Origin of the sequence: Curtobacterium sp. LFS079, assembly GCF_047977865.1 — a bacterium.
Taxonomy (GTDB): Bacteria; Actinomycetota; Actinomycetes; order Actinomycetales; family Micrococcaceae; genus Arthrobacter.
In genome coordinates this window covers 1-24,078 of the sequence record NZ_JBFPFO010000014.1, presented here as the reverse complement: position 1 = coordinate 24,078, position 24,078 = coordinate 1, and the positions used below count along the sequence as shown (strand labels likewise).

21 protein-coding genes and 1 tRNA gene are annotated in these 24,078 nt (G+C 66.0%); 19 read left to right on the top strand and 3 right to left on the bottom strand.

Features of this window, described 5'->3' with window-relative positions:
* The first annotated feature begins 9 nt into the window (after positions 1-9).
* From ribB to hisF, 6 genes are all read left to right on the top strand, one after another.
* Positions 10-615: a 3,4-dihydroxy-2-butanone-4-phosphate synthase gene (gene ribB, locus ACNQPB_RS17640; protein WP_498753799.1), complete on the top strand. Its 606-nt coding sequence runs from the start codon at positions 10-12 to the stop codon at positions 613-615.
* Positions 612-1,319 carry a GTP cyclohydrolase II gene (ribA, locus tag ACNQPB_RS17635; RefSeq protein ID WP_498753724.1) on the top strand — a complete coding sequence of 236 codons (708 nt, stop codon included), beginning with the start codon at positions 612-614 and terminating at the stop codon, positions 1,317-1,319. The genes ribB and ribA overlap by 4 nt, the downstream gene beginning before the upstream one ends.
* A 34-nt stretch (positions 1,320-1,353) precedes the next feature.
* Entirely contained in the window at positions 1,354-1,839 is a 486-nt protein-coding gene (ribH, locus tag ACNQPB_RS17630; protein ID WP_498753723.1) for a 6,7-dimethyl-8-ribityllumazine synthase, read from the top strand.
* A gap of 111 nt (positions 1,840-1,950) precedes the next feature.
* Entirely contained in the window at positions 1,951-2,214 is a 264-nt protein-coding gene (locus ACNQPB_RS17625) for a phosphoribosyl-ATP diphosphatase (RefSeq protein WP_074587631.1), read from the top strand.
* Between the two features lie 64 nt (positions 2,215-2,278).
* Entirely contained in the window at positions 2,279-3,139 is an 861-nt protein-coding gene (hisG, locus tag ACNQPB_RS17620; protein ID WP_426303118.1) for an ATP phosphoribosyltransferase, read from the top strand.
* 56 nt (positions 3,140-3,195) lie between these two features.
* Positions 3,196-3,972 (top strand): imidazole glycerol phosphate synthase subunit HisF, encoded by a 777-nt coding sequence (gene hisF / locus ACNQPB_RS17615; protein WP_498753722.1) that lies wholly within the window; start codon positions 3,196-3,198, stop codon positions 3,970-3,972.
* Positions 3,973-4,047: 75 nt separating this feature from the next.
* Here hisF and ACNQPB_RS17610 read toward each other — a convergent pair whose 3' ends face one another.
* Positions 4,048-4,692 carry a TIGR03085 family metal-binding protein gene (locus ACNQPB_RS17610; protein WP_498753721.1) on the bottom strand — a complete coding sequence of 215 codons (645 nt, stop codon included), beginning with the start codon at positions 4,690-4,692 and terminating at the stop codon, positions 4,048-4,050.
* An 89-nt stretch (positions 4,693-4,781) separates the two neighbouring features.
* On the opposite strand from ACNQPB_RS17610, the gene hisI reads away from it, so the two are divergent.
* The 11 genes from hisI to pyk all read left to right on the top strand — a co-directional run bounded on the left by hisI (position 4,782) and on the right by pyk (position 19,962).
* Positions 4,782-5,177, top strand: coding sequence for a phosphoribosyl-AMP cyclohydrolase (hisI, locus tag ACNQPB_RS17605; RefSeq protein ID WP_498753720.1), 396 nt, complete (start codon positions 4,782-4,784; stop codon positions 5,175-5,177).
* Positions 5,178-5,224: 47 nt separating this feature from the next.
* Complete coding sequence (locus ACNQPB_RS17600; RefSeq protein ID WP_498753719.1) at positions 5,225-6,820, top strand: anthranilate synthase component I; 1,596 nt, start codon at positions 5,225-5,227, stop codon at positions 6,818-6,820.
* 38 nt (positions 6,821-6,858) lie between these two features.
* The gene (locus ACNQPB_RS17595) at positions 6,859-7,434 is read left to right on the top strand and encodes a Trp biosynthesis-associated membrane protein (protein ID WP_498753718.1); all 576 of its coding nucleotides are present in this window, start codon (positions 6,859-6,861) and stop codon (positions 7,432-7,434) included.
* 89 nt (positions 7,435-7,523) lie between these two features.
* Positions 7,524-7,796 (top strand): HGxxPAAW family protein, encoded by a 273-nt coding sequence (locus ACNQPB_RS17590; RefSeq protein ID WP_498753717.1) that lies wholly within the window; start codon positions 7,524-7,526, stop codon positions 7,794-7,796.
* A gap of 2 nt (positions 7,797-7,798) precedes the next feature.
* Entirely contained in the window at positions 7,799-8,617 is an 819-nt protein-coding gene (trpC, locus tag ACNQPB_RS17585) for an indole-3-glycerol phosphate synthase TrpC (RefSeq protein ID WP_498753716.1), read from the top strand.
* 72 nt (positions 8,618-8,689) lie between these two features.
* Entirely contained in the window at positions 8,690-10,063 is a 1,374-nt protein-coding gene (gene trpB / locus ACNQPB_RS17580) for a tryptophan synthase subunit beta (RefSeq protein ID WP_498753715.1), read from the top strand.
* Positions 10,063-10,875, top strand: a complete 813-nt coding sequence (gene trpA / locus ACNQPB_RS17575; protein ID WP_498753714.1) for a tryptophan synthase subunit alpha — start codon at positions 10,063-10,065, stop codon at positions 10,873-10,875. Before trpB ends, trpA begins: the two co-directional genes overlap by 1 nt.
* An 80-nt stretch (positions 10,876-10,955) precedes the next feature.
* The gene (gene lgt / locus ACNQPB_RS17570) at positions 10,956-12,089 is read left to right on the top strand and encodes a prolipoprotein diacylglyceryl transferase (protein WP_498753713.1); all 1,134 of its coding nucleotides are present in this window, start codon (positions 10,956-10,958) and stop codon (positions 12,087-12,089) included.
* Positions 12,090-12,349: 260 nt separating this feature from the next.
* Positions 12,350-16,963, top strand: a complete 4,614-nt coding sequence (gltB, locus tag ACNQPB_RS17565; RefSeq protein WP_498753712.1) for a glutamate synthase large subunit — start codon at positions 12,350-12,352, stop codon at positions 16,961-16,963.
* Entirely contained in the window at positions 16,956-18,413 is a 1,458-nt protein-coding gene (locus ACNQPB_RS17560; RefSeq protein ID WP_498753711.1) for a glutamate synthase subunit beta, read from the top strand. Before gltB ends, ACNQPB_RS17560 begins: the two co-directional genes overlap by 8 nt.
* A 52-nt stretch (positions 18,414-18,465) precedes the next feature.
* On the top strand, positions 18,466-19,962 hold the full coding sequence (gene pyk, locus ACNQPB_RS17555) for a pyruvate kinase (RefSeq protein WP_498753710.1): 1,497 nt from the start codon (positions 18,466-18,468) through the stop codon (positions 19,960-19,962).
* Positions 19,963-20,113: 151 nt separating this feature from the next.
* On the opposite strand, the gene ACNQPB_RS17550 is transcribed toward pyk, so the two are convergent.
* Entirely contained in the window at positions 20,114-20,719 is a 606-nt protein-coding gene (locus ACNQPB_RS17550) for an ANTAR domain-containing response regulator (protein WP_498753709.1), read from the bottom strand.
* A gap of 177 nt (positions 20,720-20,896) precedes the next feature.
* Between ACNQPB_RS17550 and ACNQPB_RS17545 the strand changes: the two genes are divergently transcribed.
* Together ACNQPB_RS17545 and ACNQPB_RS17540 are read left to right on the top strand one after the other, a co-directional pair.
* Positions 20,897-20,978: transfer RNA gene (locus tag ACNQPB_RS17545), tRNA-Leu, on the top strand.
* Between the two features lie 766 nt (positions 20,979-21,744).
* Positions 21,745-22,539, top strand: coding sequence for a MerR family transcriptional regulator (locus ACNQPB_RS17540; protein WP_498753708.1), 795 nt, complete (start codon positions 21,745-21,747; stop codon positions 22,537-22,539).
* Positions 22,540-22,979: 440 nt separating this feature from the next.
* On the opposite strand, the gene ACNQPB_RS17535 is transcribed toward ACNQPB_RS17540, so the two are convergent.
* Positions 22,980-23,903 (bottom strand): restriction endonuclease, encoded by a 924-nt coding sequence (locus ACNQPB_RS17535; protein WP_498753707.1) that lies wholly within the window; start codon positions 23,901-23,903, stop codon positions 22,980-22,982.
* Positions 23,904-24,078: the final 175 nt, after the last annotated feature.

Genomic DNA, 24,078 nt, shown 5'->3' with positions numbered 1-24,078 from the left:
ATCGCAGCCATGGCCGCCGGCCGTGCCGTCGTGGTGGTCGACAACGAAGACCGCGAAAACGAAGGCGACATCATCTTCGCCGCCGAACACGCAACCCCGGCGCTCATGGGCTGGACCATCCGCTACAGCTCCGGAGTGATCTGCGTTCCCCTGGAAGGCTCCCGTGCTGACGCCCTCCAGCTGCCGCCGATGGTCGAAATCAACGAGGACTCCAAGGGGACGGCGTACACCGTGTCCTGCGATGCGGCCATTGGCGTGAGCACCGGAATCTCGGCCGGCGACAGGGCGCTGACCGCACGGATCCTCGCGGACCCGGCCAGCACGCCGTCGTCGATCACCCGCCCGGGGCATATTTTCCCGCTCCGCGCCGTTAACGGTGGAGTGCGTGAACGCCCCGGGCACACCGAGGCCGCGGTGGACCTGTGCCGCCTGGCCGGGCTCGCCCCGGTCGGAGTGATCGCCGAAGTGGTTCACGACGATGGTGAGATGATGCGCCTGGACAGTCTCCGGGACTTCGCCGCGGAACATGGGTGCCCGCTGATCTCGATCGAGGATCTTGTGGCATACATCGCGGCGGAAGCCGGCGACCAGGCAGGAGAAGAGGAGACACGATGACCGCACAGCGTCATGGCGACGGCGGCAACGGCAACGGCAACGGCGGCACGGCACACAGGAAGCACCCGGTCAGCGGCGGCCCGGTGGTCCAGTTGCCCACCGCCTTCGGCGAATTCATTGCCCAGGCATGGATCGACGAGGCCACCGGGGCGGAGCACCTGGCGGTGAGCTCCCCGAACCCGCCCCGCAACGGCACCCTGCCCTTGGTCCGCCTGCACTCCGAATGCCTCACCGGCGACGTCTTCGGCTCCTACCGCTGCGATTGCGGCGAACAGCTGGCCTACGCCCTGGAACTGATCCGCGACGAGGGCGGCACCCTGCTCTACCTGCGCGGCCAGGAAGGCCGGGGGATCGGCCTGGCCAACAAGATCAAGGCGTACGCCCTCCAGGAAGCGGGCTTCGACACCGTGGAAGCCAACGAACAGCTTGGCCTGCCGGTGGATGCCCGCTGCTACAAGGCCGCCGCCCAGATCCTCGCGGAGATGGGCCTGCACGAGATCCGGCTGCTCAGCAACAACCCGGACAAGCAGAACCGCCTGGCCCAGGCCGGCGTGAAGGTTGTCGAAATGGTCCCGACGGAAGTCCCCTCGCGGGAAGAAAACCTGCGCTACCTGCAGACCAAGAAGGACCGCATGGACCACCGGCTGACACTCGCCGACCCTGCTGCTGCGGGTGCCGGCTCCTTTGACCACGAACAAGACTGACCACGAACAAGACTGAACGGAAAACACCACACCCATGAGCGGACACGGCGCCCCCACCATCGACCTCACCACCCTCAACCCCGAGGAAAGCTCCCAGTTGAAGCTCGCCATCGTGGCGGCCAGCTGGCACACCCAGATCATGGACGGGCTCCTTGACGGTGCCCTCCGCGCGGCCAAGGAAGCCGGCATCGCCGAACCCGCCGTGCTGCGCGTGCCGGGCTCCTTCGAACTGCCCGTCGCTGCCGCCCGCCTGGCACCGCATTTCGATGCCGTGGTTGCCCTCGGAGTGGTCATCCGCGGCGGAACGCCGCACTTCGACTACGTCTGCCAGGCCGCGACGTCGGGACTCACCGACGTCAGCGTCCGCACCGGCGTGCCGGTCGGCTTCGGCGTGCTCACCTGCGACACCGAGCAGCAGGGCCTGGACCGGGCCGGGCTTCCCGGTTCCTCCGAAGACAAGGGCCACGAGGCCGTCACGGCCGCCCTGGCCACTGCCCTGACCCTCAAGCAGTACAGCTGAGCAGCGACGAAGGGGATGGGGCGCTACCCTGCTGTGTGTTCGCTCACATCCCCTTCGTCATGCAAGGCCCCGGGAAGCGGCTCCGGCCGCCGAACAAGTAGGCTGTAGGGCGTGAAGAATTTCGAGACGCTGTTCGCCGAACTGAGCGAAAAGGCAGCGAGCCGCCCGGCAGGGTCCCGTACCGTCGCCGAACTGGACTCCGGAATCCACGGCATCGGCAAGAAGGTCGTCGAAGAAGCCGCCGAAGTCTGGATGGCTGCAGAATACGAATCCGACGAGGCCGCGGCCGAGGAAATCTCCCAGCTGCTGTACCACCTGCAGGTCCTCATGCTGGCAAAGGGACTGAACCTGGAGGACGTTTACAAGCATCTGTAGCCGCGCACGCGTGGCCCATGCTTGAAAACAAACCCTTCCGCAAAATCCCCCAGAAAGACTCCCCATGCTGCGAGTAGCCGTCCCCAACAAGGGATCCCTGTCTGAAGCCGCCTCCGCGATGCTCAGCGAGGCGGGATACCGCCAGCGCCGCGACTCCCGCGAACTGGTCATGGTCGATCCCGACAACGAGATCGAGTTCTTCTTCCTGCGCCCCCGCGACATCGCCGTCTACGTCGGCCAGGGAACCCTCGACGTCGGAATCACCGGCCGCGACCTGCTCCTGGACGCGCAGGTGGAGGCCGAGGAACTGCTGCCGCTGGGCTTCGCCGCCTCGACCTTCCGGTTCGCCGGCCCGGTAGGCAACTTCTCCGGCGTCGAGCAGCTTGAAGGAAAGCGCCTCGCCACCAGCTACGACGGCCTCCTGCGGGACTACCTCGCCGAGCGCGGGGTCAACGCCAAGGTGGTCCGCCTCGACGGCGCCGTGGAGTCCTCGGTGCGGCTCGGCGTCGCGGACGCCATTGCCGACGTCGTGGAGACCGGCAACACGCTCAAGGCCGCCGGCATGGAAATCTTCGGCGAGCCGATCCTGAAGTCCGAAGCGGTCCTGATCCGCCGCACCGGCGAGGGCGGCGCTGCCAACGGCACCGTCAAGGAAATCGAGGTGCTGATCCGCCGCCTGCAGGGCGTGCTGGTCGCACGCCAGTACGTGCTCATGGACTACGACATCCGCAAGGACCTGGTGGAGGACGCGGCCGCGCTCACCCCGGGCCTGGAATCGCCCACGGTCTCCCCGTTGCGCGACTCCGACTGGGTGGCCGTGCGCTCCATGGTTCCGAAGAAGGAGACCAACCGGATCATGGACGAGCTGTACGACCTCGGCGCCCGCGCCATCCTGGTCAGCAGCATCCACGCCTGCCGCATCTGAGCTGCTTCAGCTGACCAGGCCCGCACGAACCCCACAGTAGTAATCCAGGAGCAACCATGGCTGTAGCCGTACGTGTCATCCCGTGTCTGGACGTTGACGCCGGGCGGGTGGTCAAGGGGGTCAACTTTGAGGGCCTCCGCGACGCCGGCGACCCGGTGGAGCTTGCCCACCGCTACGACAACGCCGGGGCCGACGAACTGACCTTCCTCGATGTCACCGCCTCCTCCGGCAACCGCGAAACCACCTTCGACGTCGTGCGCCGCACGGCCGAAGAGGTCTTCATCCCGCTGACGGTCGGCGGCGGCGTGCGCGGCGTCGCCGAGGTGGACAAGCTGCTGCGCTACGGCGCGGACAAGGCCTCCATCAACACGGCCGCTGTGGCCCGCCCGGACGTGATTGACGAGATCACCCGGCACTTCGGCTCCCAGGTACTGGTCCTCTCGGTGGATGCGCGCCGCACCCGCCCGGGTTCCGGGCCCACGGCCTCCGGCTTCGAGGTGACCACGCACGGCGGACGTCAGGGCACCGGGATCGACGCCATCGCCTGGGCCAAGGAAGCCGCGGACCGCGGCGTGGGGGAGATCCTGCTGAATTCGATCGACGCCGACGGCACCAAGGACGGCTTCGACCTCGAGCTCATCCGGCTGGTCCGTGCGGCCGTGAACATCCCGATCATCGCCTCGGGCGGCGCCGGGGAGCCCGCGCACTTTCCGCCGGCCGTGGAAGCCGGGGCCGACGCCGTCCTGGCCGCCTCCGTCTTCCACTTCGGCCCCGACGACATGATCGCGCAGGTCAAGACGGCGATCCGCGAGGCGGGCTTCGAAGTCCGCTAGTCCCCACCCGCTCAAGCGAACGGCGGGCCACCGGATTTCCGGTGGCCCGCCGTCGTCGTTAAGCGTGGGATGCGGTCAGAGACCGACTTCGGCTGACTGCAGGAGCGCGACGGCGTCCGGCTGGCCTTCGAAGGTGACCAGCGCGTGCCGGGTCCGGCCGTGGGCGTGCATGAGCAGTTCGCCCGGTTCGCCGACGATCGCAACCGAAACGGGCGCCCGCTTGGCCACATGGCGCGGACCGGTGGGCCGGACCAGCACGATGCCGAGGTCGACGCCGCGGTAGAGGATGGCGGCCCGCTTGATCAGCTCGTCCCAGAGGGCGTCCGAATAGGCTTCATCCAGGGCCCGCGGCGCCCAGCGGTCGCCGGCGCGGCGGATGTCCTCGGTGTGCACGAAATATTCGATCAGGTTTGAGGACTCGTCCAGGGCCTTGATCTTCAGTGGTGAGAGCGGCGGGGGGCCGGCCCGGAAGATGTTGACGAGATCGGCGTACGCCGCCGGCGAATCCAGTTTGGCCGCAAGCTTGGCGGTGGCCTTGTCCGACGCCTTCGCCAAGCCTTTCACCAACAGGCCGATTCCCACGGCGGCCTTCCGCTCGCGCAAATACAGGTGTGCGGCCAGGTCCCGGGTCTGCCACCCTTCGCAGAGCGTGGGCGAGTCAGGACCGGCCGCCAGGAGAGTTTCGGCCAGTACTTCACGGGAGGGATCGACGAAATGCATCACTTGTGAAATTAGCACGAGAGCAGCCCGGATGCGCAGCGGAACCGCCGTTGGATTCCGGGTGTCACGGAGGCACTAGACTTGATCCGATGTCTGATCAGCCAGTACCCAGCACCGCCCCTGCCGCAGGCCCCCTCCCGGAGGAAATTGCCGCTGCCCTGAAACGCGATCCTGCCGGCCTGGTGGCCGCCATCGTCCAGCAGCATGACAGCGGAGAAGTCCTGATGCTCGGCTGGATGGATGACGAAGCCCTGCACCGCACCCTGACGAGTGGTCGCGTGACGTTCTACTCCCGTTCCCGCCAGGAGTACTGGCGCAAGGGAGACACCTCAGGGCACCTCCAGTTCGTGAAGTCCGTCGCCCTGGACTGCGACGGCGACGCCCTGCTGGTCCGCGTCGACCAAGTGGGCGCAGCATGCCACACCGGAACCCGGACCTGCTTTGACGGCCGGGACCTCGGCGCTGTGACCGGCGCCCGGGACTGAGCTACCCACCACCCACCCCACACAAGAAGAGGCGGAGAACAATAGCCATGCAGGACCTTGGAATCATCAGCCCGGGCCTGGAGGAGTTCCGCGAACTCGCCGCACACAGCAGGGTCATTCCGGTCCGCCTGAAAGTGCTGGCGGACGCCGAAACCCCGATCGGCCTCTACCGCAAGCTGGCGCAGGGCCAGCCGGGCACGTTCCTGATGGAATCGGCCGCCGTGGGCGGCGCCTGGTCCCGCTACTCCTTCATCGGCGCCCGTTCCCGCGCCACCCTGACCAGCAAGGACGGCCAGGCGCACTGGATCGGCGAACCGCCCGTTGGCGTGCCCGTTGACGGCAGCCCCGTCGACGCCGTCCGCGACACCGTGGCCGCGCTCCAGACCGAACGCTTCCCGGGACTGCCGCCGTTCACCTCGGGGCTGGTGGGCTTCCTCGGCTGGGAGACCGTGCGCCACTGGGAAAAACTGACGAGCCCGCCCGAAGACGACCTCCAGCTGCCGGAAATGGCGCTGAACCTCGTCACGGACATGGCCGTGCACGACAACATGGACGGCACCGTCCTGCTGATCGCCAACGCCATCAACTTCGACAACAGCTCGGAGCGGGTGGACGAAGCCTGGCATGACGCCGTCGCCCGGGTGAAGGCCCTGCTCGAACGGATCAGCACACCCGTGGCGCAGCCTGTCTCGGTGCTCGCCACCGAAGCCCTCGACTTCGCTTCCAGCGTGCAGGAACGCTGGGACGAACAGGAATACCTGAACGCCATCGACCGCGGCAAGGAAGCGATCGTGGACGGCGAGGTTTTCCAGGTGGTCATTTCGCGCCGCTTCGAGCTGGAGTGCGCGGCGGACCCGCTGGACGTGTACCGGGTGCTGCGCAACACCAATCCGAGCCCCTACATGTACCTCTTCAGCCTCGAGGACGCCGACGGCCGGGCGTACACGATCGTCGGATCCTCCCCGGAAGCCCTCGTCACCGTCAAGGACGGGGAGGTCATCACCCACCCGATCGCCGGTTCACGCCCCCGGGGCAAGACGGTGGAGGCTGACAAGGCGCTGGCCACCGAGCTTCTCGCGGACCAGAAGGAGCGTGCCGAACACCTCATGCTGGTGGACCTGTCCCGCAACGACCTCTCCAAGGTCTGCGTCGCAGGCACCGTGGATGTCACCCAGTTCATGGAGGTCGAGCGCTTCAGCCACATCATGCACCTGGTCTCCACCGTTGTCGGCGACCTCGCACCCGGCGCCACCGCGTACGACGTCCTCAAGGCGACCTTCCCCGCCGGCACGCTCTCCGGTGCCCCCAAGCCGCGCGCCCTGCGCCTGCTGGACGAACTCGAGCCGCACCGCCGCGGGATCTACGGCGGCGTGGTCGGGTACCTGGACTTCGCCGGAGACATGGACATGGCCATCGCGATCCGCTCGGCCCTGCTGCGCGAAGGCCGGGCCTACGTCCAGGCCGGCGGCGGCATCGTCGCCGATTCGCACAAGCCGACTGAGGCCCTGGAGTCCGTGAACAAGGCGGCAGCGCCGCTGCGGGCCGCGCACATCGCCGGTTCCTTGCGCAACATCTCGGCCGAATCCGTCGACGGCGGCAGCGGCACCGCTGGAACCGGCAGCAGCGGGGCAAACGCCCTGTGAAGCCCGCAGATGCCCGCGGCGCCGGAACGGAGCGGCCCGTGAAGCCACCGTTCTGGGCACGCAAGGCCAACCTTGTCCTGGCCACGGCCGTGTTCGCCCTGGCGGTGTTCGGCACCACGACCCAGAGCTGGATCGATGTCCGGCTCGACCCCACGGCCGCTGCCAACGCGGACCTCCACGTCCAGGGCAGCAAGGCAGCCACCGCGGTGACCGCGCTGGCCCTGGTTGCCCTCGCCGGGGGACTGGCGGCCTCGATCGCGGGCCGGGTCGCGCGCTGGATCATCGCCCTGCTGGTCCTCCTGGCTTCGGCCGGAATCATCGTCGCGGCGGCAACCGTCCTGGCCGATCCGCTCGGCGCTGCGCAAGGCACCATTGCCGCCAGCACGGGCATTTCCGGCGGCGACGCCGCCGTCTTCGCCACGCCGTTTCCGGTCCTCGCCGTCGTGGCCGCCGCGCTCCTGGCCTTGTGCGCCGTCGTGCTGCCGGCGGCCGGCCGGCACTGGAAGGCGCGGACCAAGTATGACCGTGGCGGCCAGGCCGCCCGCGGGGGCAGCGGCCCTGTCGACGAGATCGACAGCTGGGACAGCCTGTCCCGCGGAGAAGACCCGACGTAACGTGTGCGGGCCACGGCCGCCGCCGTGTCCCGGGGCCTGCCAATAAATGGCAGAATGATAAGCAGTATCCATCCTGAGGAGATTTCACCATGAGCAAAACCACCGTGTCCGCCAGCAAAGCCCCCGAAACCGCCGCCAGCCACAGCGACGCCATCGGCCACGGCAACAGCCCGGCTGCGTGGACCTGTGTGATTGTCATGCTCGTCGGGGCGCTCGTGTCCTCCATCGCTTTCGTCATCGCCAACACCCCCGTGTTCGTCGCCGGAATTGTCGTCATGCTCCTCGGCCTGGTCGCCGGCTGGGCCATGCGCAAGGCCGGTTACGGCGTCGGCGGCAGCAAGCTGAAGAACGCCGGCCACTGACTGTGACCGTTCTTGATGACATCATCGCCGGTGTCAGGGAGGACATGGCTGCGCGCCAGCGCCTGAGCAGCCTCGCCGAAGTCAAGGAACGCGCCGCGGCCGCCGCTCCGGCCCTTGACGCCTGGACCGCCCTCGGCGGCCCCGCGGCGCGGCGCGAGGAACTGAAGGTCATCGCCGAGATTAAGCGACGCAGCCCCTCCAAGGGCGACCTCGCCTCGATCACCGACCCCGCGGCCCTCGCAATGCAGTACGCCGACGGCGGTGCCTCCGTGATCAGCGTCCTCACCGAAGAACGCCGCTTCAACGGTTCGCTCGCCGACCTGGACACCGTACGGGCCGCCGTCGACATCCCGCTGCTGCGCAAGGACTTCACGGTGGACGAGTACCAGATCTGGGAAGCCCGTGCCCACGGCGCGGACCTGATCCTGCTGATCGTCGCGGCCCTGTCCGACGCCCAGCTGCAGGAGTTCAGCGCCCTGAGCCATGAACTGGGCATGAGCGTGCTGGTGGAAACCCACACGCCCGAGGAAATCGAGCGCGCCGCCGCGGCCCAGGCGCGCATCATCGGCGTGAACGTGCGCAACCTCAAGACGCTCGACGTCGACCGTTCCCTTTTCGGCTCACTTGCCGGGAACATTCCGGCGGGTGCCGTCGTTGTGGCGGAGTCGGGCGTACGGAACGCCGACGACGTCGCCCATTACGCGGGCAACGGCGCCCACGCGATCCTCGTGGGGGAGGCGCTGGTCAGCGACTCGACGCCACGGGAACGCATTGCCGAATTCAAGGCGGCCGGCGCGGCCGCCATGGCTGTCAGCCGCTGACGCCAGCTCCCGGGCGGCGCTGCGCCGCCCGGGAGGAACCCGAACCATCAACTGAACAGGACGGTGAGACCTTTGGTGGACGCACCAACATCCAAGCCGGAGCAGAATGCAGCCGACGCATTCCTGCAGGGCGGAGCTTCGCTGCGCAATGCGAGCGGGCCGTACTTCGGTTCCTACGGCGGACGCTGGATGCCGGAGTCGCTCATCGCGGCCTTGGACGAGGTGCAGGACACCTTCGAGAAGGCCAAAGCCGATCCCGAGTTCATTGCCCGGCTCAAGGACCTGAACAAGAACTACTCGGGCCGTCCTTCCCTGCTCACCGAGGCCAAGCGCTTCTCCGAGCACGCCGGTGGCGCACGGATCTTCCTCAAGCGCGAGGACCTCAACCACACCGGTTCGCACAAGATCAACAACGTCCTGGGCCAGGCCCTGCTGGCCAAGCGCATGGGCAAGACCCGCGTGATCGCCGAAACCGGCGCCGGCCAGCACGGTGTTGCCAGTGCTACCGCAGCAGCCCTGCTCGGCCTTGAGTGCGTGGTGTACATGGGCGCTGAGGACTGCCGCCGGCAGTCCCTGAACGTGGCCCGCATGCAGCTGCTCGGCGCCACGGTGGTGCCCGTGACCAACGGCTCCCAGACCCTCAAGGACGCCATCAACGACGCACTGCGCGACTGGGTCAGCAACGTCGACAACACCCACTACCTGCTGGGCACCGCAGCCGGCGCCCACCCCTTCCCGGCCATGGTGCGCTTCTTCCATGAGGTCATCGGCGAGGAAGCCCGCGCCCAGATCCTGGAGCAGACCGGCAGACTGCCCGACGCCGTCTGCGCCTGCATCGGCGGCGGATCCAACGCGATCGGCCTCTTCCACGCCTTCCTGGACGACTCCTCCGTGAAGATCTACGGCTTCGAGGCCGGCGGCGACGGCGTCGAGACCGGCCGGCACGCGGCGGCCATCACCCTGGGCCGCCCCGGCGTGCTGCACGGCGCCCGCTCCTACCTCATGCAGGACGAGGACGGCCAGACCGTCGAATCGCACTCGATCTCGGCCGGCCTGGACTACCCGAGCGTCGGCCCGGAGCACTCGTACCTTGCCGACATCGGGCGCGTCAGCTACGAACCCATCACGGACACCGAAGCCATGGACGCCTTCCGGCTCCTGTGCCGCACCGAAGGCATCCTGCCCGCGATCGAGTCCGCCCACGCGCTGGCCGGCGCCATCAAGGTGGGCCAGCGGCTCACCGAAGGCAAGGCAGATCCGTCCGAAGTCTCGATCATCGTGAACCTCTCCGGGCGCGGCGACAAGGACGTCGAGACGGCCGCCGCCTGGTTCGACATGCTTGACGAAGACGGCAACGTCAAGGGCACCACGCTTTCCACCCGCGCACACAAGGGCCCCGCGGAACGGGGCACGGAAGAACAGCGCAGCACGGAGGAACAGAACTGATGAACGGGAACACCACCAGTAAGTCCGCGGCTGCGATCGACCGGGCCAAGGCAGAGGGCCGCGCCGCCCTCATCGGGTATCTTCCCGCCGGCTACCCGGACGTGCAGGCCAGCATCGACGCCGGCATCGCCCTGGCCCGCAACGGCGCCGATCTCATTGAGATCGGCATCCCGTACTCCGACCCCGTCATGGACGGCCCCGTCATCCAGGCAGCCACCACCGAGGCGATCGCCCACGGCTTCCGCGTGGCCAGCGTCTTCGACGTCGTTGCCGGCATCACCGCCGCCACCGATGCCGCCGTGCTGGTCATGACCTACTGGAACCCGGTCATGCGCATGGGCGTCGACGAATTCTCCCGGCGCCTTGCCGAAGCGGGGGGAGCGGGCCTCATCACGCCTGACCTGATCCCGGACGAGGCCGCCGAATGGTTCGATGCCTCGGACAAGTACGGCTTGGACCGTGTCTTCCTCGTGGCGCCGTCTTCCACTCCCGAGCGCCTGGAAATGACCGTCAAGGCAAGCCGCGGCTTCGTCTACGCGGTGTCCATCATGGGCATCACCGGCACCCGGCAGGCAGTCAGCGGCAGCGCCGAGAAGCTCGTGGCCGACACCCACGCCGCGGGCGCGGAGCGCGTCTGCGTCGGCCTGGGCGTCTCCACCCCGGAGCACGTCCGCGAGATCGCAGCCTATGCCGACGGGGTGATCGTCGGCAGCGCACTGGTTGCGGCCGTGCGCGACCGCGGCGTGGACGCCGTCGGGAAGCTGACCAAAGACCTCAGCGCCGGCCTCCGCCGGGAAACCGCGCAGGCCTAGCCCTCCGGGTACCCAGGCCCGCCAGTACCTATTCCGCTGGAAACTCAGCGCAGCCACAGGAAAAGGAACAACTTAAGCACATGCAGAGTCTCCTCCACGCAGCAGCAGCGGCCCCACTGAGCATTCCCAGTCCGGGCTGGTCCGGATTCGACATCCCGCTGCCGTGGGGGACTTTGCGCATCCACGCCTACGCGCTGTGCATCCTGCTCGGCATCGTCGTGGGCCTCTGGCTGACCTCAGTCCGTTGGAAGCGCCGCGGCGCACCCGCGGGCAGCCTGTGGGACATCGCCATCTGGGCCATCCCCTTCGGGATCATCGGCGGCCGGCTCTACCACGTGTTTTCCTCCCCTGATGCGTACTTCGGCCCCGGCTTCGACGGCACGGGTGACCTCAGCCTGATCCCTCAGGTGTGGCGCGGCGGCCTGGGCATCTGGGGCGCGGTGGTGCTGGGCGCCGTCGGTGCCTGGATCGGCTGCCGCCGGCTCGGCCTCAGGCTGACCGCCTTCCTGGACGCGGCGGCCCCGGGGCTGCTGCTGGCCCAGGCCATCGGGCGTTGGGGCAACTGGTTCAACCAGGAGCTCTTCGGGGGTCCCACCACTCTGCCCTGGGGGCTGCAGATCGATCCCGCCAGTCCGAATTTCCCGGCTGGCATGCCCGCAGACACACTGTTCCACCCGACGTTCCTGTACGAATCGCTCTGGAACCTGGCCGGCGTCGGGATCCTGCTGCTCCTGGACCGCCGTTTCCACTTCCGCCGCAGCCGGCTGTTCTGGCTGTACGCGATGTACTACACGCTCGGCCGGGTCTGGATCGAGGCGTTGCGGATTGACGACGCCGAGCAGATCGCACTGTTCGGCATCAGCACCCGCCTGAACGTATGGACCAGCATTTTCGTTTTCCTCGCAGCGCTCATCGTCTTCGTCCTCCTCGGAATCAGGGCCGCCAGGACCCAGGATTCGGTGTACCTGGAAGGCCATGGACCGGACCGTGACATGACCGCTCTCACCGGTCATGATCCGGACAGTTCTGTCTCAGATAGTGGTTCGCGTGGTAATCTCGCGGAGAAGAACAGTGATCTGACCCACCCCGCAGCGCCTTCGGACGCAGAAGGGAATACCCCCGCGGACACCGCCCCGGAAGCTGCACCGCAGGCCGCCGGAGGCGCGGGGGAGGATGGGTCCGAATCCGGGCCGGACGCAGGCAGGGCCACCTAGCCGCCGTCCCGGCCGCCGGGGCATCGGGCTACCGCCAAGAACCCCCGCCACAGCGTCGTGGCACCCTCGTGACAACCGGGCAGCATACGATCGCCGCCAGGGTCAAGACGGGCTGGAGCCCATGCGTAACTCTTCGCTGCGCGTTGGTGGCTGGCCTACAATTTCAGTAATTCAGCGCTTTGTTGTGCCCGTCACAGGGACAACAAGGTGGGGCCAGCGTTGTCCCTTCCATTCGCACGATCTCGAGGAAGGACGTCTTCATGACCCGTCTTCATCGCCCAAGCCAGACCGGAACGGTTGAGCCGCAGGGAGCCATTTCTCCCTTCAAGCGTTTCGCTGCGCTCCCGGAGGCCCGCGGGCTGTACAACCCGGAGCAGGAGAAGGACGCCTGCGGCCTGGCAATCATCGCCACGCTGCGTGGAGAACCCGGCTACGACATCGTGGATGCGGCCCTGACCGCACTGCGTGCCCTCGAACACCGCGGCGCCGTCGGCGCTGACGAAGGGACCGGCGACGGCGCCGGCCTGCTGATGCAGATTCCGGACGAATTCTTCCGCGCCGTCACCGAATTCGAGCTGCCCGCCCCCGGCCAGTACGTGGTGGGCACCGCCTTCCTGCCGGCCGAAGGCCGCGAGGCTGAGACCGCCAAGGCCGGCATCGAAGGACTCGCCGCCGACGAGGGTCTGGTTGTCCTCGGCTGGCGTGAGGTGCCCGTCGTGGCCGACCTCGTCGGCGCCATGGCCCGGGCCTGCATGCCGTACTTCGCCCAGCCGTTCTTCGCCTCTGCCTCCGGCGAAACCCTTGACCGCAACGAGCTGGACTCCCGCGCCTGGCGTATCCGCAAGCGCGCCCAGAACAAGTTCGGCGTGTACTTCCCGTCCCTGTCCTCCCGCACCATCGTGTACAAGGGCATGCTGACCACCGCCCAGTTGGAGCCCTTCTACCCGGACCTGTCCGACAAGCGCTTCAAGACGAAGCTGGCGATCGTCCACTCGCGCTTCTCCACCAACACCTTCCCGTCCTGGCCCTTGGCCCAGCCCTTCCGCACCATCGCGCACAACGGTGAGATCAACACCGTCAAGGGCAACCGGAACTGGATGCGTGCCCGCCAGTCGCAGCTGGCCAGCCCGCTGCTCGGCGACTCCCCGGAAGAGTTGTACCCCATCTGCACTCCGGGTGCTTCCGACTCCGCGTCCTTCGACGAGGTGGCCGAGCTCCTGTGGCTCTCCGGCCGCCCCATCACGCACTCGATCATGATGATGATCCCGGAGGCCTGGGAGAACCACGCCACCATGGATCCGGCCCGCCGTGCCTTCTACGAGTACCACTCGCTCCTCATGGAGCCGTGGGACGGCCCCGCCGCCGTGTCCTTCACCGACGGCAACCTCGTGGGCGCCACCCTGGACCGCAACGGCCTGCGCCCGGGACGCTACTGGATCACCGAGGACGGCCTGATCGTCTTCGCCTCCGAGGTCGGCGTGATCGACGTCGAACCGTCCAATGTGGTCAAGAAGGGCCGCGTCTCCCCGGGCAAGATGTTCCTCGTGGACACCGAGGCCGGGCGGATCATCGACGACGCCGAGGTCAAGGCCGAGGTGGCCGCCGCCAACCCGTGGGCCGAGTGGCTCAAGGACAACCTGATCGACCTCAATGACCTCCCCGAGCGCGAGCACGTGCTGCACACCGCGGCGTCCGTGAACATCCGCCAGCGCACCTTCGGCTACACCACCGAAGAGCTGAAGATCCTGCTCGGCCCGATGGCCCGCACCGGCGCCGAACCGCTCGGTGCCATGGGCTCGGACACCCCCGTGGCCGTGCTGTCCAAGCGCCCGCGGCTGCTGTTCGACTACTTCGTGCAGTCCTTCGCGCAGGTCACCAACCCGCCGCTGGACGCCATCCGCGAGGAACTCGTCACCTCCCTCAAATGCGCCATCGGCCCGAACGGCAACCTGCTCGACGTCGGACAGGTCCGCCAGCCGCAGGTGTCCCTGTCGTTCCCCGTGATCAACAACGACCAGCTCGCCAAGATCGCGAACATCGAGAACGCCGACGGCGACAAGATTGCCATGAAGGTCCGCGGCCTTTACCGCCCCGAAGGCGGCGAATCGGCCCTGCGTGCCCGCCTCACCGAAATCTGCGAACAGGTTTCCGGCGCGATCAACCGCGGCGTGCAGTACATCGTGCTCTCGGACCGTGACTCCAACGCACAGTGGGCCCCGATCCCGTCCCTGCTGCTGGTCAGCGCGGTCCACCACCACCTGCTGCGCAGCGCCAACCGCACCAAGACCGCCCTCGTGGTCGAGGCCGGCGATGTCCGCGAAACGCACCATGTCGCCGTCCTGGTCGGCTACGGTGCCGCCGCGGTGAACCCGTACCTGGCCATGGAGTCGGTGGAGCAGTTGATCAGCACCGGCGAGGTCGTGGGAGTTACTCCCGAAGACGGTGTCTACAACCTGATCAAGGGCCTCGGCAAGGGCGTCCTGAAGATCATGTCCAAGATGGGCATCTCCACCGTGGCCTCCTACACGGGTGCCCAGACCTTCGAGGCCTTGGGGCTGTCCCAGGAACTCGTGGACGAATTCTTCTCCGGCACGCACTCCCAGCTGGGCGGCGTGGGTCTGGACGTCATCGCCGCCGAGGTGTCGGCACGCCACCAGATGGCGTACCCGGAGGGTGGCATCGAGCAGCCGCACCGCCCCCTGCTTGGCGGCGGCGAGTACCAGTGGCGCCGCGACGGCGAGCCGCACCTCTTCAACCCGGAGACGGTGTTCCGCCTGCAGCACGCCACCCGTGAGCGCCGCTACGACATCTTCAAGTCCTACACCCAGGGCATCGACGACCAGTCCAAGAACCTGATGACCCTGCGCGGCCTGCTCAAGTTCAAGGACGGCCTGCGCCAGCCGGTGCCGCTTGAGGAAGTCGAGCCGGTCTCCAGCATCGTCAAGCGCTTCTCCACCGGTGCGATGAGTTATGGCTCCATCTCCAAGGAAGCCCACGAAACCCTTGCCATTGCCATGAACCGACTGGGCGCCAAGTCCAACACCGGTGAAGGCGGCGAGGACGTGGACCGCCTGCTGGACCCGGAGCGCCGCTCCGCCATCAAGCAGATCGCCTCCGGCCGCTTCGGTGTGACCAGCCTGTACCTGAGCAACGCCGAGGACATCCAGATCAAGATGGCCCAGGGTGCCAAGCCCGGCGAAGGCGGCCAGCTCATGGCCCAGAAGGTGTACCCCTGGGTTGCCCGCACCCGCCACTCGACCCCCGGCGTCGGGCTCATTTCCCCGCCCCCGCACCACGACATCTACTCGATCGAGGACCTCGCGCAGCTCATCTATGATGCCAAGCGCGCGAATCCCTCGGCGAGGGTGCACGTCAAGCTGGTGTCCGAGGTCGGCATCGGCACGGTGGCTTCCGGCGTGACCAAGGCGAAGGCCGACGTCGTGCTGGTTTCCGGGCACGACGGCGGAACCGGCGCCTCACCGCTGAACTCGCTCAAGCACGCAGGCATCCCGTGGGAGCTCGGCCTCGCCGAGACCCAGCAGACGCTGATGCTCAACGGCCTGCGCGACCGCGTGGTGGTGCAGGTGGACGGCCAGCTGAAGACCGGCCGCGACGTCGTCATCGCCGCCCTGCTGGGTGCCGAAGAGTACGGTTTCGCCACCGCCCCGCTGGTTGTTTCCGGCTGCATCATGATGCGCGTCTGCCACTTGGACACCTGCCCCGTGGGCGTCGCCACGCAGAACCCCGAGCTGCGGTCCCGCTTCACCGGCAAGCCCGAATTCGTGGTCAACTTCTTCGAGTTCCTTGCCGAGGAAGTGCGCGAACTGCTGGCCGAACTGGGTTTCCGCAGCCTGGAGGAGGCCATCGGCCACGCCGAGGTGCTCGACTCCCGCGAGGCGATCGACCACTGGAAGGCCGACGGGCTGGATCTCGACCCGATCCTGCACGGCCTCGAGTTCGACGACGACGTTCCGCTGCGGAACCTCACCGGCCAGAACCACGAGCTGGACAAGCACTTCGACCAGCGGCTTATCACGATGGCCGCCGAGGCGCTCAGCGACCGTTCGCCGGTGAAGATCTCCCTCGATGTCATCAACACGGACCGCTCCGTCGGCACGATGCTCGGACACGTGGTGACCAAGACCTTCAGCACCGATGTGCTGGCCACGGACACCATCGACATCACGCTGAACGGCACCGCCGGCCAGTCCCTGGGCGCCTTCCTGCCCGCAGGCATCACCCTGCGTATGTTCGGCGACTCCAACGACTACGTCGGCAAGGGCCTCTCCGGCGGCCGCATCATCGTCCGTCCGGACCGCAACAACGTGTTCCAGGCCGAGCGCAACGTCATCGCCGGCAACGTGATCGGCTACGGCGCCACGAGCGGTGAAATGTTCCTGCGCGGCCAGGTGGGCGAACGCTTCCTGGTCCGCAACTCCGGTGCCACCGCCGTCGTCGAAGGCATCGGCGACCACGGCTGTGAGTACATGACCGGTGGCCAGACCCTGATCATCGGCCGCACCGGCCGCAACTTCGGCGCCGGCATGTCCGGCGGCACCGCCTACGTGCTGGACCTGCAGCCCGCACGCGTCAACAAGGAAGCGCTGGACGCCGGCGAGCTCCAGCTCCTTGAACTCGACGCCGAGGACCGTGACATCGTGCACGGCCTGCTGGTCAAGCACCTCGAGGAAACCGAATCTGTCCTGGCCGGCCGCCTGCTCGAAAACTTCGACGACACGGCCGCCCGCATCACCAAGGTGCTGCCGCGCGACTACGCAGCAGTCCTGCAGACCCGTCTCTCCGCCATCGAAGAGGGCCTCGACCCCGACGGCGAAGAAGTCTGGTCCCGAATTCTGGAGGTAACCGGTGGCTGATCCACGCGGATTCTTGAAAGTCCGGCAGCGCGAAACGCAGCCACGCCGCCCCGTTCCGGTCCGCATCATGGACTGGAAGGAAGTGTACGAAGCCCAGGACAAGGGCGTGCTGAAGAGCCAGGCCGGCCGCTGCATGGACTGCGGCGTGCCGTTCTGCCATCAGGGCTGTCCGCTCGGGAACCTGATCCCCGAATGGAACGACCTCACGTGGCGCGGCAAGGGCGAGGAAGCCATCGAGCGCCTGCACGCCACGAACAACTTCCCGGAGTGGACCGGCCGCCTGTGCCCGGCCCCCTGCGAAGCGTCCTGCGTGCTGGGCATCAACCAGCCCGCGGTCACCATCAAGCAGGTGGAAGTTTCGATCATCGACGAGGCCTTCGAAAACGGCTGGGTCCAGCCGCTGCCACCCACCCGCCTTTCCGGCAAGACCGTTGCCGTCGTCGGGTCCGGCCCCGCCGGCCTCGCCGCTGCCCAGCAGCTGACCCGGGTGGGCCACACCGTCGCCGTCTATGAGCGCGACGACAAGATCGGCGGCCTGCTGCGCTACGGCATTCCCGACTTCAAGATGGAGAAGGAACAGGTCGACCGCCGCATCGAGCAGATGAAGGCCGAGGGCACGCGCTTCCGCACCGGGGTGAACGTCGGCACCGACGTCACCTGGGAGCAGCTGCGCCGCCGCTACGACGCCGTCGTCATTGCCACCGGGGCCACCGTGCCGCGCGACCTGCCCATCCCGGGCCGCGAGCTCGAAGGCATCCACTTCGCCATGGACTACCTGGTTCCGGCCAACCGCGCCGTTGCCGGCGAAACCGTGGAACACCAGATCAACGCCCGCGGCAAGCACGTGGTGATCCTGGGCGGTGGCGACACCGGTGCCGACTGCCTCGGCACCGCGCACCGCCACGGCGCCGCTTCGGTGACCACGCTGGCGATCGGCAAGCAGCCGCCGCTGGAACGCGCCGCGCACCAGCCCTGGCCGACCTTCCCGACGCTCTTCGAAGTGGCCAGCGCCCACGAAGAAGGCGGCGAACGCACGTACCTGGCCTCCACGGTCGGTTTTGTCGGCGAGAACGGCAGGCTCACCGGCGTCAAGGTCGCTGAGACCGAGTTCGTGGACGGCAAGCGCCTGCCCAAGGCCGGCACCGAGCGCGTCATCCCGGCGGACCTGGTCTTCCTCAGCCTGGGCTTCACCGGAGCAGAGCCGGCCGGGATCACCGAGCAGGTGCACGCCGAGTTCGACGGCCGCGGAAACGTGGCCCGGGACGGCTATTACATGACGAACACCGACGGTGTCTTCGTTGCCGGCGACGCCGGTCGGGGACAGTCCCTCATCGTCTGGGCCATCGCCGAGGGACGCGCCTGTGCGGCCGCCGTCGACAAGCACCTTATGGGAAGCACCATCCTCCCGGCACCTGTCGCTCCTACTGACCGGGCAATCTCCGTCCTGTAGGCAACGCAAGTTCCCCATCCACATCCAGCAGCACAATTACTAGGGTAGGTATATGAGACGCGCGAAAATCGTGGCAACCTTCGGCCCGGCCATCTCCAGCTTCGACAACACCCTCGCGGTGCTCGAAGCCGGCGTCGATGTCGCCCGCATGAACATGAGCCACGGCGACTACTCCGTTCACGACAACACTTACGAGAACGTCCGCAAGGCCTCCGCCCAGTTGCACAAGCCGGTTGCCATCATGGCCGACCTGCAGGGACCGAAGATCCGCCTGGGCCGTTTTGTTGACGGCCCGTACGCCCTTGAGGTGGGTGACACCTTCACCATCACCACCGAGGACGTCCCCGGCACCAAGGACATCTGCTCCACCACGCTGAAGAGCCTCACCGAAGACGTCAACGTCGGAGACACCCTCCTGATCGACGACGGCAAGGTCTCCCTGCGTGCGACCGCGGTTGACGACGTCAAGGTCGTTGCCACCGTCACCGTGGGCGGCATGGTGTCCAACAACAAGGGCATCAACCTGCCCGGCGTCGCCGTCAACGTCCCCGCACTGAGCGAAAAGGACGAGGACGACCTGCGCTGGGCCATCAAGCGCGGCGTCGACCTCGTGGCGCTGTCCTTCGTCCGCGACGCCGGCGACATCAAGCGCGTGCACGAGATCATGGACGAAGAAGGCCGCCGCGTCCCGGTGATCGCCAAGATCGAAAAGCCGCAGGCCGTGGAGCAGCTGCACGAGATCATTGACGCGTTCGACGCGATCATGGTGGCCCGTGGCGACCTCGGCGTCGAGCTGCCGCTCGAAGAGGTGCCGATCGTCCAGAAGCGCGCGATCGAACTGGCCCGCCGCTGGGCCAAGCCGGTCATCGTGGCCACCCAGGTCCTCGAATCCATGATCGACAACCCGCGCCCCACCCGCGCCGAGGCTTCCGACTGCGCCAACGCTGTGCTCGACGGTGCCGACGCCGTCATGCTTTCCGGTGAGACCAGCGTGGGCAAGTACCCGATCGAGACCGTCAAGACCATGGCGCGCATCATCGAGTCCACCGAGGAGCACGGCCTGGAGCGCGTTCCTCCGCTGGGCACCAAGCCCAAGACCCGTGGTGGCGCGATCACCCGGGCCGCCGTCGAAATCGCCGACCAGCTGGAAGCGAAGTACATCTGTACCTTCACCCAGTCCGGTGACTCCGCCCGCCGCCTGTCCCGCCTGCGCCCGATCAAACCGGTCTTCGCCTTCACCCCGGTGGAGCACGTCTGGAACCAGCTGGCCCTCACCTGGGGCATCCAGCCGGTACTCGTCTCAAGCGTGGACCACACGGACGCCATGACTGCCCAGGTTGACCGCAGCCTGCTGGACATGAAGCTCGTCGAGAACGGCGACCTCGTGGTCATCGCTGCCGGTTCGCCTCCCGGACAGGCCGGCTCCACCAACTCCCTGAAGGTGCACAAGGTCGGCGACCTTGCCGATACCTCCAAGGCAAGTGCAGAGCGCAAGGAAAAGCTCGGTCCGTGGCCGGAAAAGAAGAAGAAGAAGCCGGCCAAGGCCTGATCTTCCCATTCGACAGCAAAGGAGGCTCCCGCCATTGGCGGGAGCCTCCTTTGCTGTCTCCGTGTCAGCACTTCCGGCTGGCCGGTGCGGGTACACGAAAGGGCGCCCGGCCGCCGTCGGGCAGTCCGGACGCCCCTTTGCGGGGTGGTGCTTAGTTGACCTGGTTGATGATGGTTTCCGCTACCTCGCGCATGCTCAGGCGGCGGTCCATGGAGGTCTTCTGGATCCAGCGGAAAGCTTCCGGCTCGGTGAGGCCCATCTTGGTGGTCAGCAGGCTCTTGGCGCGCTCCACCAGCTTGCGGGTGGCGAACTGTTCCTGGAGGTCGGAGACTTCGCTTTCCAGTGCCTTGATTTCCTCGTGGCGGGAGAGGGCGATCTCGATCGCGGGGATGAGGTCCGCCGGGGTGAAGGGCTTGACCACGTAGGCCATGGCGCCGGCGTCGCGGGCGCGCTCGACCAGTTCCTTCTGGCTGAAGGCGGTCAGCAGCACTACAGGGGCAATGCGGGCCTTGACGATCTTCTCGGCTGCGGAAATGCCGTCCATGACGGGCATCTTGACGTCCATGAGAACGAGGTCGGGAGTGAGTTCCTCGGCCAGTTGCACGGCCTTCTCGCCGTTGTCCGCTTCCCCGACGACGTCGTAGCCTTCGCCCTTCAGGATTTCGATGATGTCGAGGCGGATGAGGGTTTCATCTTCTGCGACAACAACACGGCGGGCCGGCTGGGAAGCGGGGTTGGATTCCAGCTGTTCTGACACAGGATCTCCTTGGAGGGGTACGGCGGGTTCACCACCATCTTAGTTGGCCCCGGTTCTTGCGTATGATTTATTGCTCGACCGGGTCGGTTCTGAGAATCAGACTATCTGCATGTAGAGTGGTTTCGCGCACTCCAACAGGGCGATGACGTTCCAGTCGTTGTTTGTTGGGTGTTCCGCGCCCGAGTGGCGGAATTGGCAGACGCGCCGCACTCAAAATGCGGTATCGAAAGGTGTGTGGGTTCGAGTCCCACCTCGGGCACAGTGTTTCCCTGTTCAGGGGCCGGTTGGCTGCTGAGTGTGGACAGAGTGTTCACGGAAGGGCCCCCTTCGGGGGCCCTTTTTTGTTGGCGGGTGGCCTCGCCTTCCTCGGGGATGCAGGTTCTGTGATCTTGCTTATCCATGGTGGGGCGGTGGTCGAACGACATGATTTCAAACAATCCCTGCCTCGCAGTCAATGAGTATGCCTCGGTGGCCGCACCGTTCGTTGGCGTTCTCGCGATATTCGTCCAGAGCCGCTCCTGTGTCGTGCACCGACCGTGGGGGCGTTTGTTGGATTCAGCGCGGCCTCCGTGATCATGACTCATATTCTTGCCCACATGGTGCCTAGGCTCGTTCGGGAGGACGAGCCTCACCTTGAGCTGGACAGCCCATCAAGAGCACAGGTCTGGACGCGACGAGGCGTAGAAGTCCTCGCTTACTTGGATCACTAGCAGTTGTTGGGGATAAGGCAGAACGCTTCCATGACCGGAGGAGATGGGCCATTGGCGCTACGCCATGCGTGAGGGACACACGGGTTTCCTTTGCTGGCCGCGATGCGAATTGTCCCAGCGTGGCTTTCAACCCAGCGGGGCGGACCCCACGCAATCAGCGACAGTGACATTTAGTCCAGCCGGCTAATCACCATCTCATGAGCGTCGTAGTGGCTGCCGCAAGCAGATGACAGTGTGGAGTGGCCGGCTCTTGAGCGTGCTGACACGCTGGATGGCCGGGGCAACCCTGAGCCATTCGCGGATATAGTGCTCACAATGAACGAGCAAACAGAGGCCGCAAATACAAAGCGTCGCATTACGTCTATCTCCCTGCCGAAAGCTGGCTTGATCGGCTGTTGGATTCTGGGTGGGGCGTCGATCGCTGTTGGTGGCCTGGCCACCTTTGTCAGCGACAATCAAGCGGGTACAACAGCTCTTATCGCTTTTGGAGGAGTGCTTCTTTTTCTTGGTATAAGCGGCAGGCTTCCTTTGGCCGTTGAAGTCGGAAACACACGGTTCGATGCAACTTTCTATTCAGATTCAGTGTTCCAGGCTGGTCGCGAGTCGGCCTTGGATATTCCAGCTGGGAATGAAGAGGAAGAGGAAGCCTCCGATGACGAAAACGATGCGCTGGAAGAGGTTGATCTCAGGGATTGGGAGAAGACTTTATTCCCGGGGCCCTCGGCGTGCAAGCTTTCGGCGACAACCTATCGACAACTCGATTACTGGGTTAGGACTGGCCTCGTAAATCCAAGCGGAGGACAGCAAGGGTTTACTTTGCGAGAGGTCATTTCGCTGGCGGCCACGAAGCGGCTGCTGGATGTGGGGCTAAGTTTGCAGAACATCCGTGTTGCGATCGCGAAGTTCGCCGGGCTTTCATTGTCCGAGTTGGAAGAAACGGTCGTGGTCTTCGAGCCGGACGGAGAGGCTCTGTTTACAACGCTCTCCAACTCCCTGGTTGGATTTGATTCTGCAATTCCTAGTGCGTATTTCCCCCTGAAACCTGTAATTGGTGACGTGCGGAGGCGTCTCGCCGAAGGACAAAAAGACCTCGCTCATGCGAGGAATTGAACGGCCGGTGGACGTTGTTTCGTGTGAGAAAGGTGGACGCAACACCTTGGTGCGAGCCTGATTAGGGGCCCGTCGACGAGCTCTTGGGATTGGCCGACCACCGGTACCTCCATCGGGCCATTCCAGCAGTCGTCGAGGCGGGCGGGCGTCTCCGACTGGTTTGCTGGCCTCGGCTTTGGCTCGGCCCGCGACAACCGTCATGGCTACCGTCATGACTTCACCACTGATGAGGGTTTCGACCTGGTGGTTGGTGTCGCTGCGGGCAACATTGAACTGCGGGATTCGGCCGCCCTGATTTCGAAACATCTGGTGCCCCGCTAGCCTGATCTGAACCCCTCGAAAACGGCCTGTGCACAATGTGCACACCTTGCCCGACGGACCGGGCCGTACATCGGTCGGACTGGACCGGATTGGGGATGTTTTCGGGGGAGTGGAGGTACCTAGCCGATCGACCAAGCGGCGAGCATTACTTCACCCGTTTGGGCGGCATGCTGTTTCTTGCGTGCCAGCAGCGTATGGAGACCGATGCGGTCGTCGAGCACGGCTGCTAGATCGGCGCCGTCCATGAGAATTACTCGAGAACGTCCGGCGCCATTGAGGCGTTCGATCGCGGTCGGCTGGAACCCATTGATGGAGACGAAGAGTCCGAGCGTGTTGTCGAGTTTGCCGTCCACCTTGCCGACGAATGCATTGACGTCAGCCAGCCCAATCAGTTCGCCCTGCCACTTGGCTTCGAGAAGAAACTCGGTTCCATCAAACGTAAAGGCTCCGTCGATCTGCTCGCCCAAGATGCGGAATGATCCGCGTGCGTCGATTTCGAAGAACCGGAAGGTGGATGTGAGTAGCTTCTCAAGTTCATAGCCGCGGGTCTGGGGTGCCAGATTTGTGACGATCTTGAACTGCTGCTGAAGCTCGCTTAGGCCCTCCACGTGTGTTCGCCGCCTTTTCTCCCGCGCTTTTGCTTGAGCTTGACGATCACGAACTTGGTCAACTTCACTCCGTAGCTCCCGATACGGCGCAACGTGTGAGTGGAATGTCTTGAGGGCTGCCTTTGCCGCGAAGTAACGCTCCGGACCATCGGTCAACTGCCTGAGCCAGCCGGGATCCTTGATGTCGTCGACCGCAAGAATGAGCTGAACTAGATCGTCGAAGTGCCTTCCTTGATTTCGAAAGAGAGCGTTGACGAGCCCGGACACCATGTCTCTCTTGGTCAGGCTTTGATCGAGAGACCGAGACCGTACTTCTGCGTTGTTCGGGAGGGCGCTAAGAAGGAATTCACGCAGATCTTTCTTGTACCAATAGACCGCGGAAAGCGCGTCGACGAGCGGCTTGATGATGGATGGGGCGACTTGCTTCACGGTCATGGATCGATCTTATCGACCAGTGGTTGCTGGTGGCGGTCGTGACCTAGCTGTACTGAGTCAGGACGGGGACTGCCCCCGGTTTTGTTGACTCCTTAACCTAGCGAGCTGGTGCTCGTGGAAGGATGTTGACCATGCCCACGGCTTATGGGGCGGAGTTCCGCCAGGATGTTATTGA

Coding starts and splice junctions, on each gene's coding strand:
- ribB (WP_498753799.1), top strand. CDS start 10: ATGGCCGCCGGCCGTGCCGTCGTGGTGGTCGACAACGAAGACCGCGAA.
- ribA (WP_498753724.1), top strand. CDS start 612: ATGACCGCACAGCGTCATGGCGACGGCGGCAACGGCAACGGCAACGGC.
- ribH (WP_498753723.1), top strand. CDS start 1,354: ATGAGCGGACACGGCGCCCCCACCATCGACCTCACCACCCTCAACCCC.
- hisG (WP_426303118.1), top strand. CDS start 2,279: ATGCTGCGAGTAGCCGTCCCCAACAAGGGATCCCTGTCTGAAGCCGCC.
- hisF (WP_498753722.1), top strand. CDS start 3,196: ATGGCTGTAGCCGTACGTGTCATCCCGTGTCTGGACGTTGACGCCGGG.
- ACNQPB_RS17610 (WP_498753721.1), bottom strand. CDS start 4,692: ATGCATTTCGTCGATCCCTCCCGTGAAGTACTGGCCGAAACTCTCCTG.
- hisI (WP_498753720.1), top strand. CDS start 4,782: ATGTCTGATCAGCCAGTACCCAGCACCGCCCCTGCCGCAGGCCCCCTC.
- ACNQPB_RS17600 (WP_498753719.1), top strand. CDS start 5,225: ATGCAGGACCTTGGAATCATCAGCCCGGGCCTGGAGGAGTTCCGCGAA.
- ACNQPB_RS17590 (WP_498753717.1), top strand. CDS start 7,524: ATGAGCAAAACCACCGTGTCCGCCAGCAAAGCCCCCGAAACCGCCGCC.
- trpA (WP_498753714.1), top strand. CDS start 10,063: ATGAACGGGAACACCACCAGTAAGTCCGCGGCTGCGATCGACCGGGCC.
- lgt (WP_498753713.1), top strand. CDS start 10,956: ATGCAGAGTCTCCTCCACGCAGCAGCAGCGGCCCCACTGAGCATTCCC.
- gltB (WP_498753712.1), top strand. CDS start 12,350: ATGACCCGTCTTCATCGCCCAAGCCAGACCGGAACGGTTGAGCCGCAG.
- pyk (WP_498753710.1), top strand. CDS start 18,466: ATGAGACGCGCGAAAATCGTGGCAACCTTCGGCCCGGCCATCTCCAGC.
- ACNQPB_RS17540 (WP_498753708.1), top strand. CDS start 21,745: ATGAACGAGCAAACAGAGGCCGCAAATACAAAGCGTCGCATTACGTCT.
- ACNQPB_RS17535 (WP_498753707.1), bottom strand. CDS start 23,903: ATGACCGTGAAGCAAGTCGCCCCATCCATCATCAAGCCGCTCGTCGAC.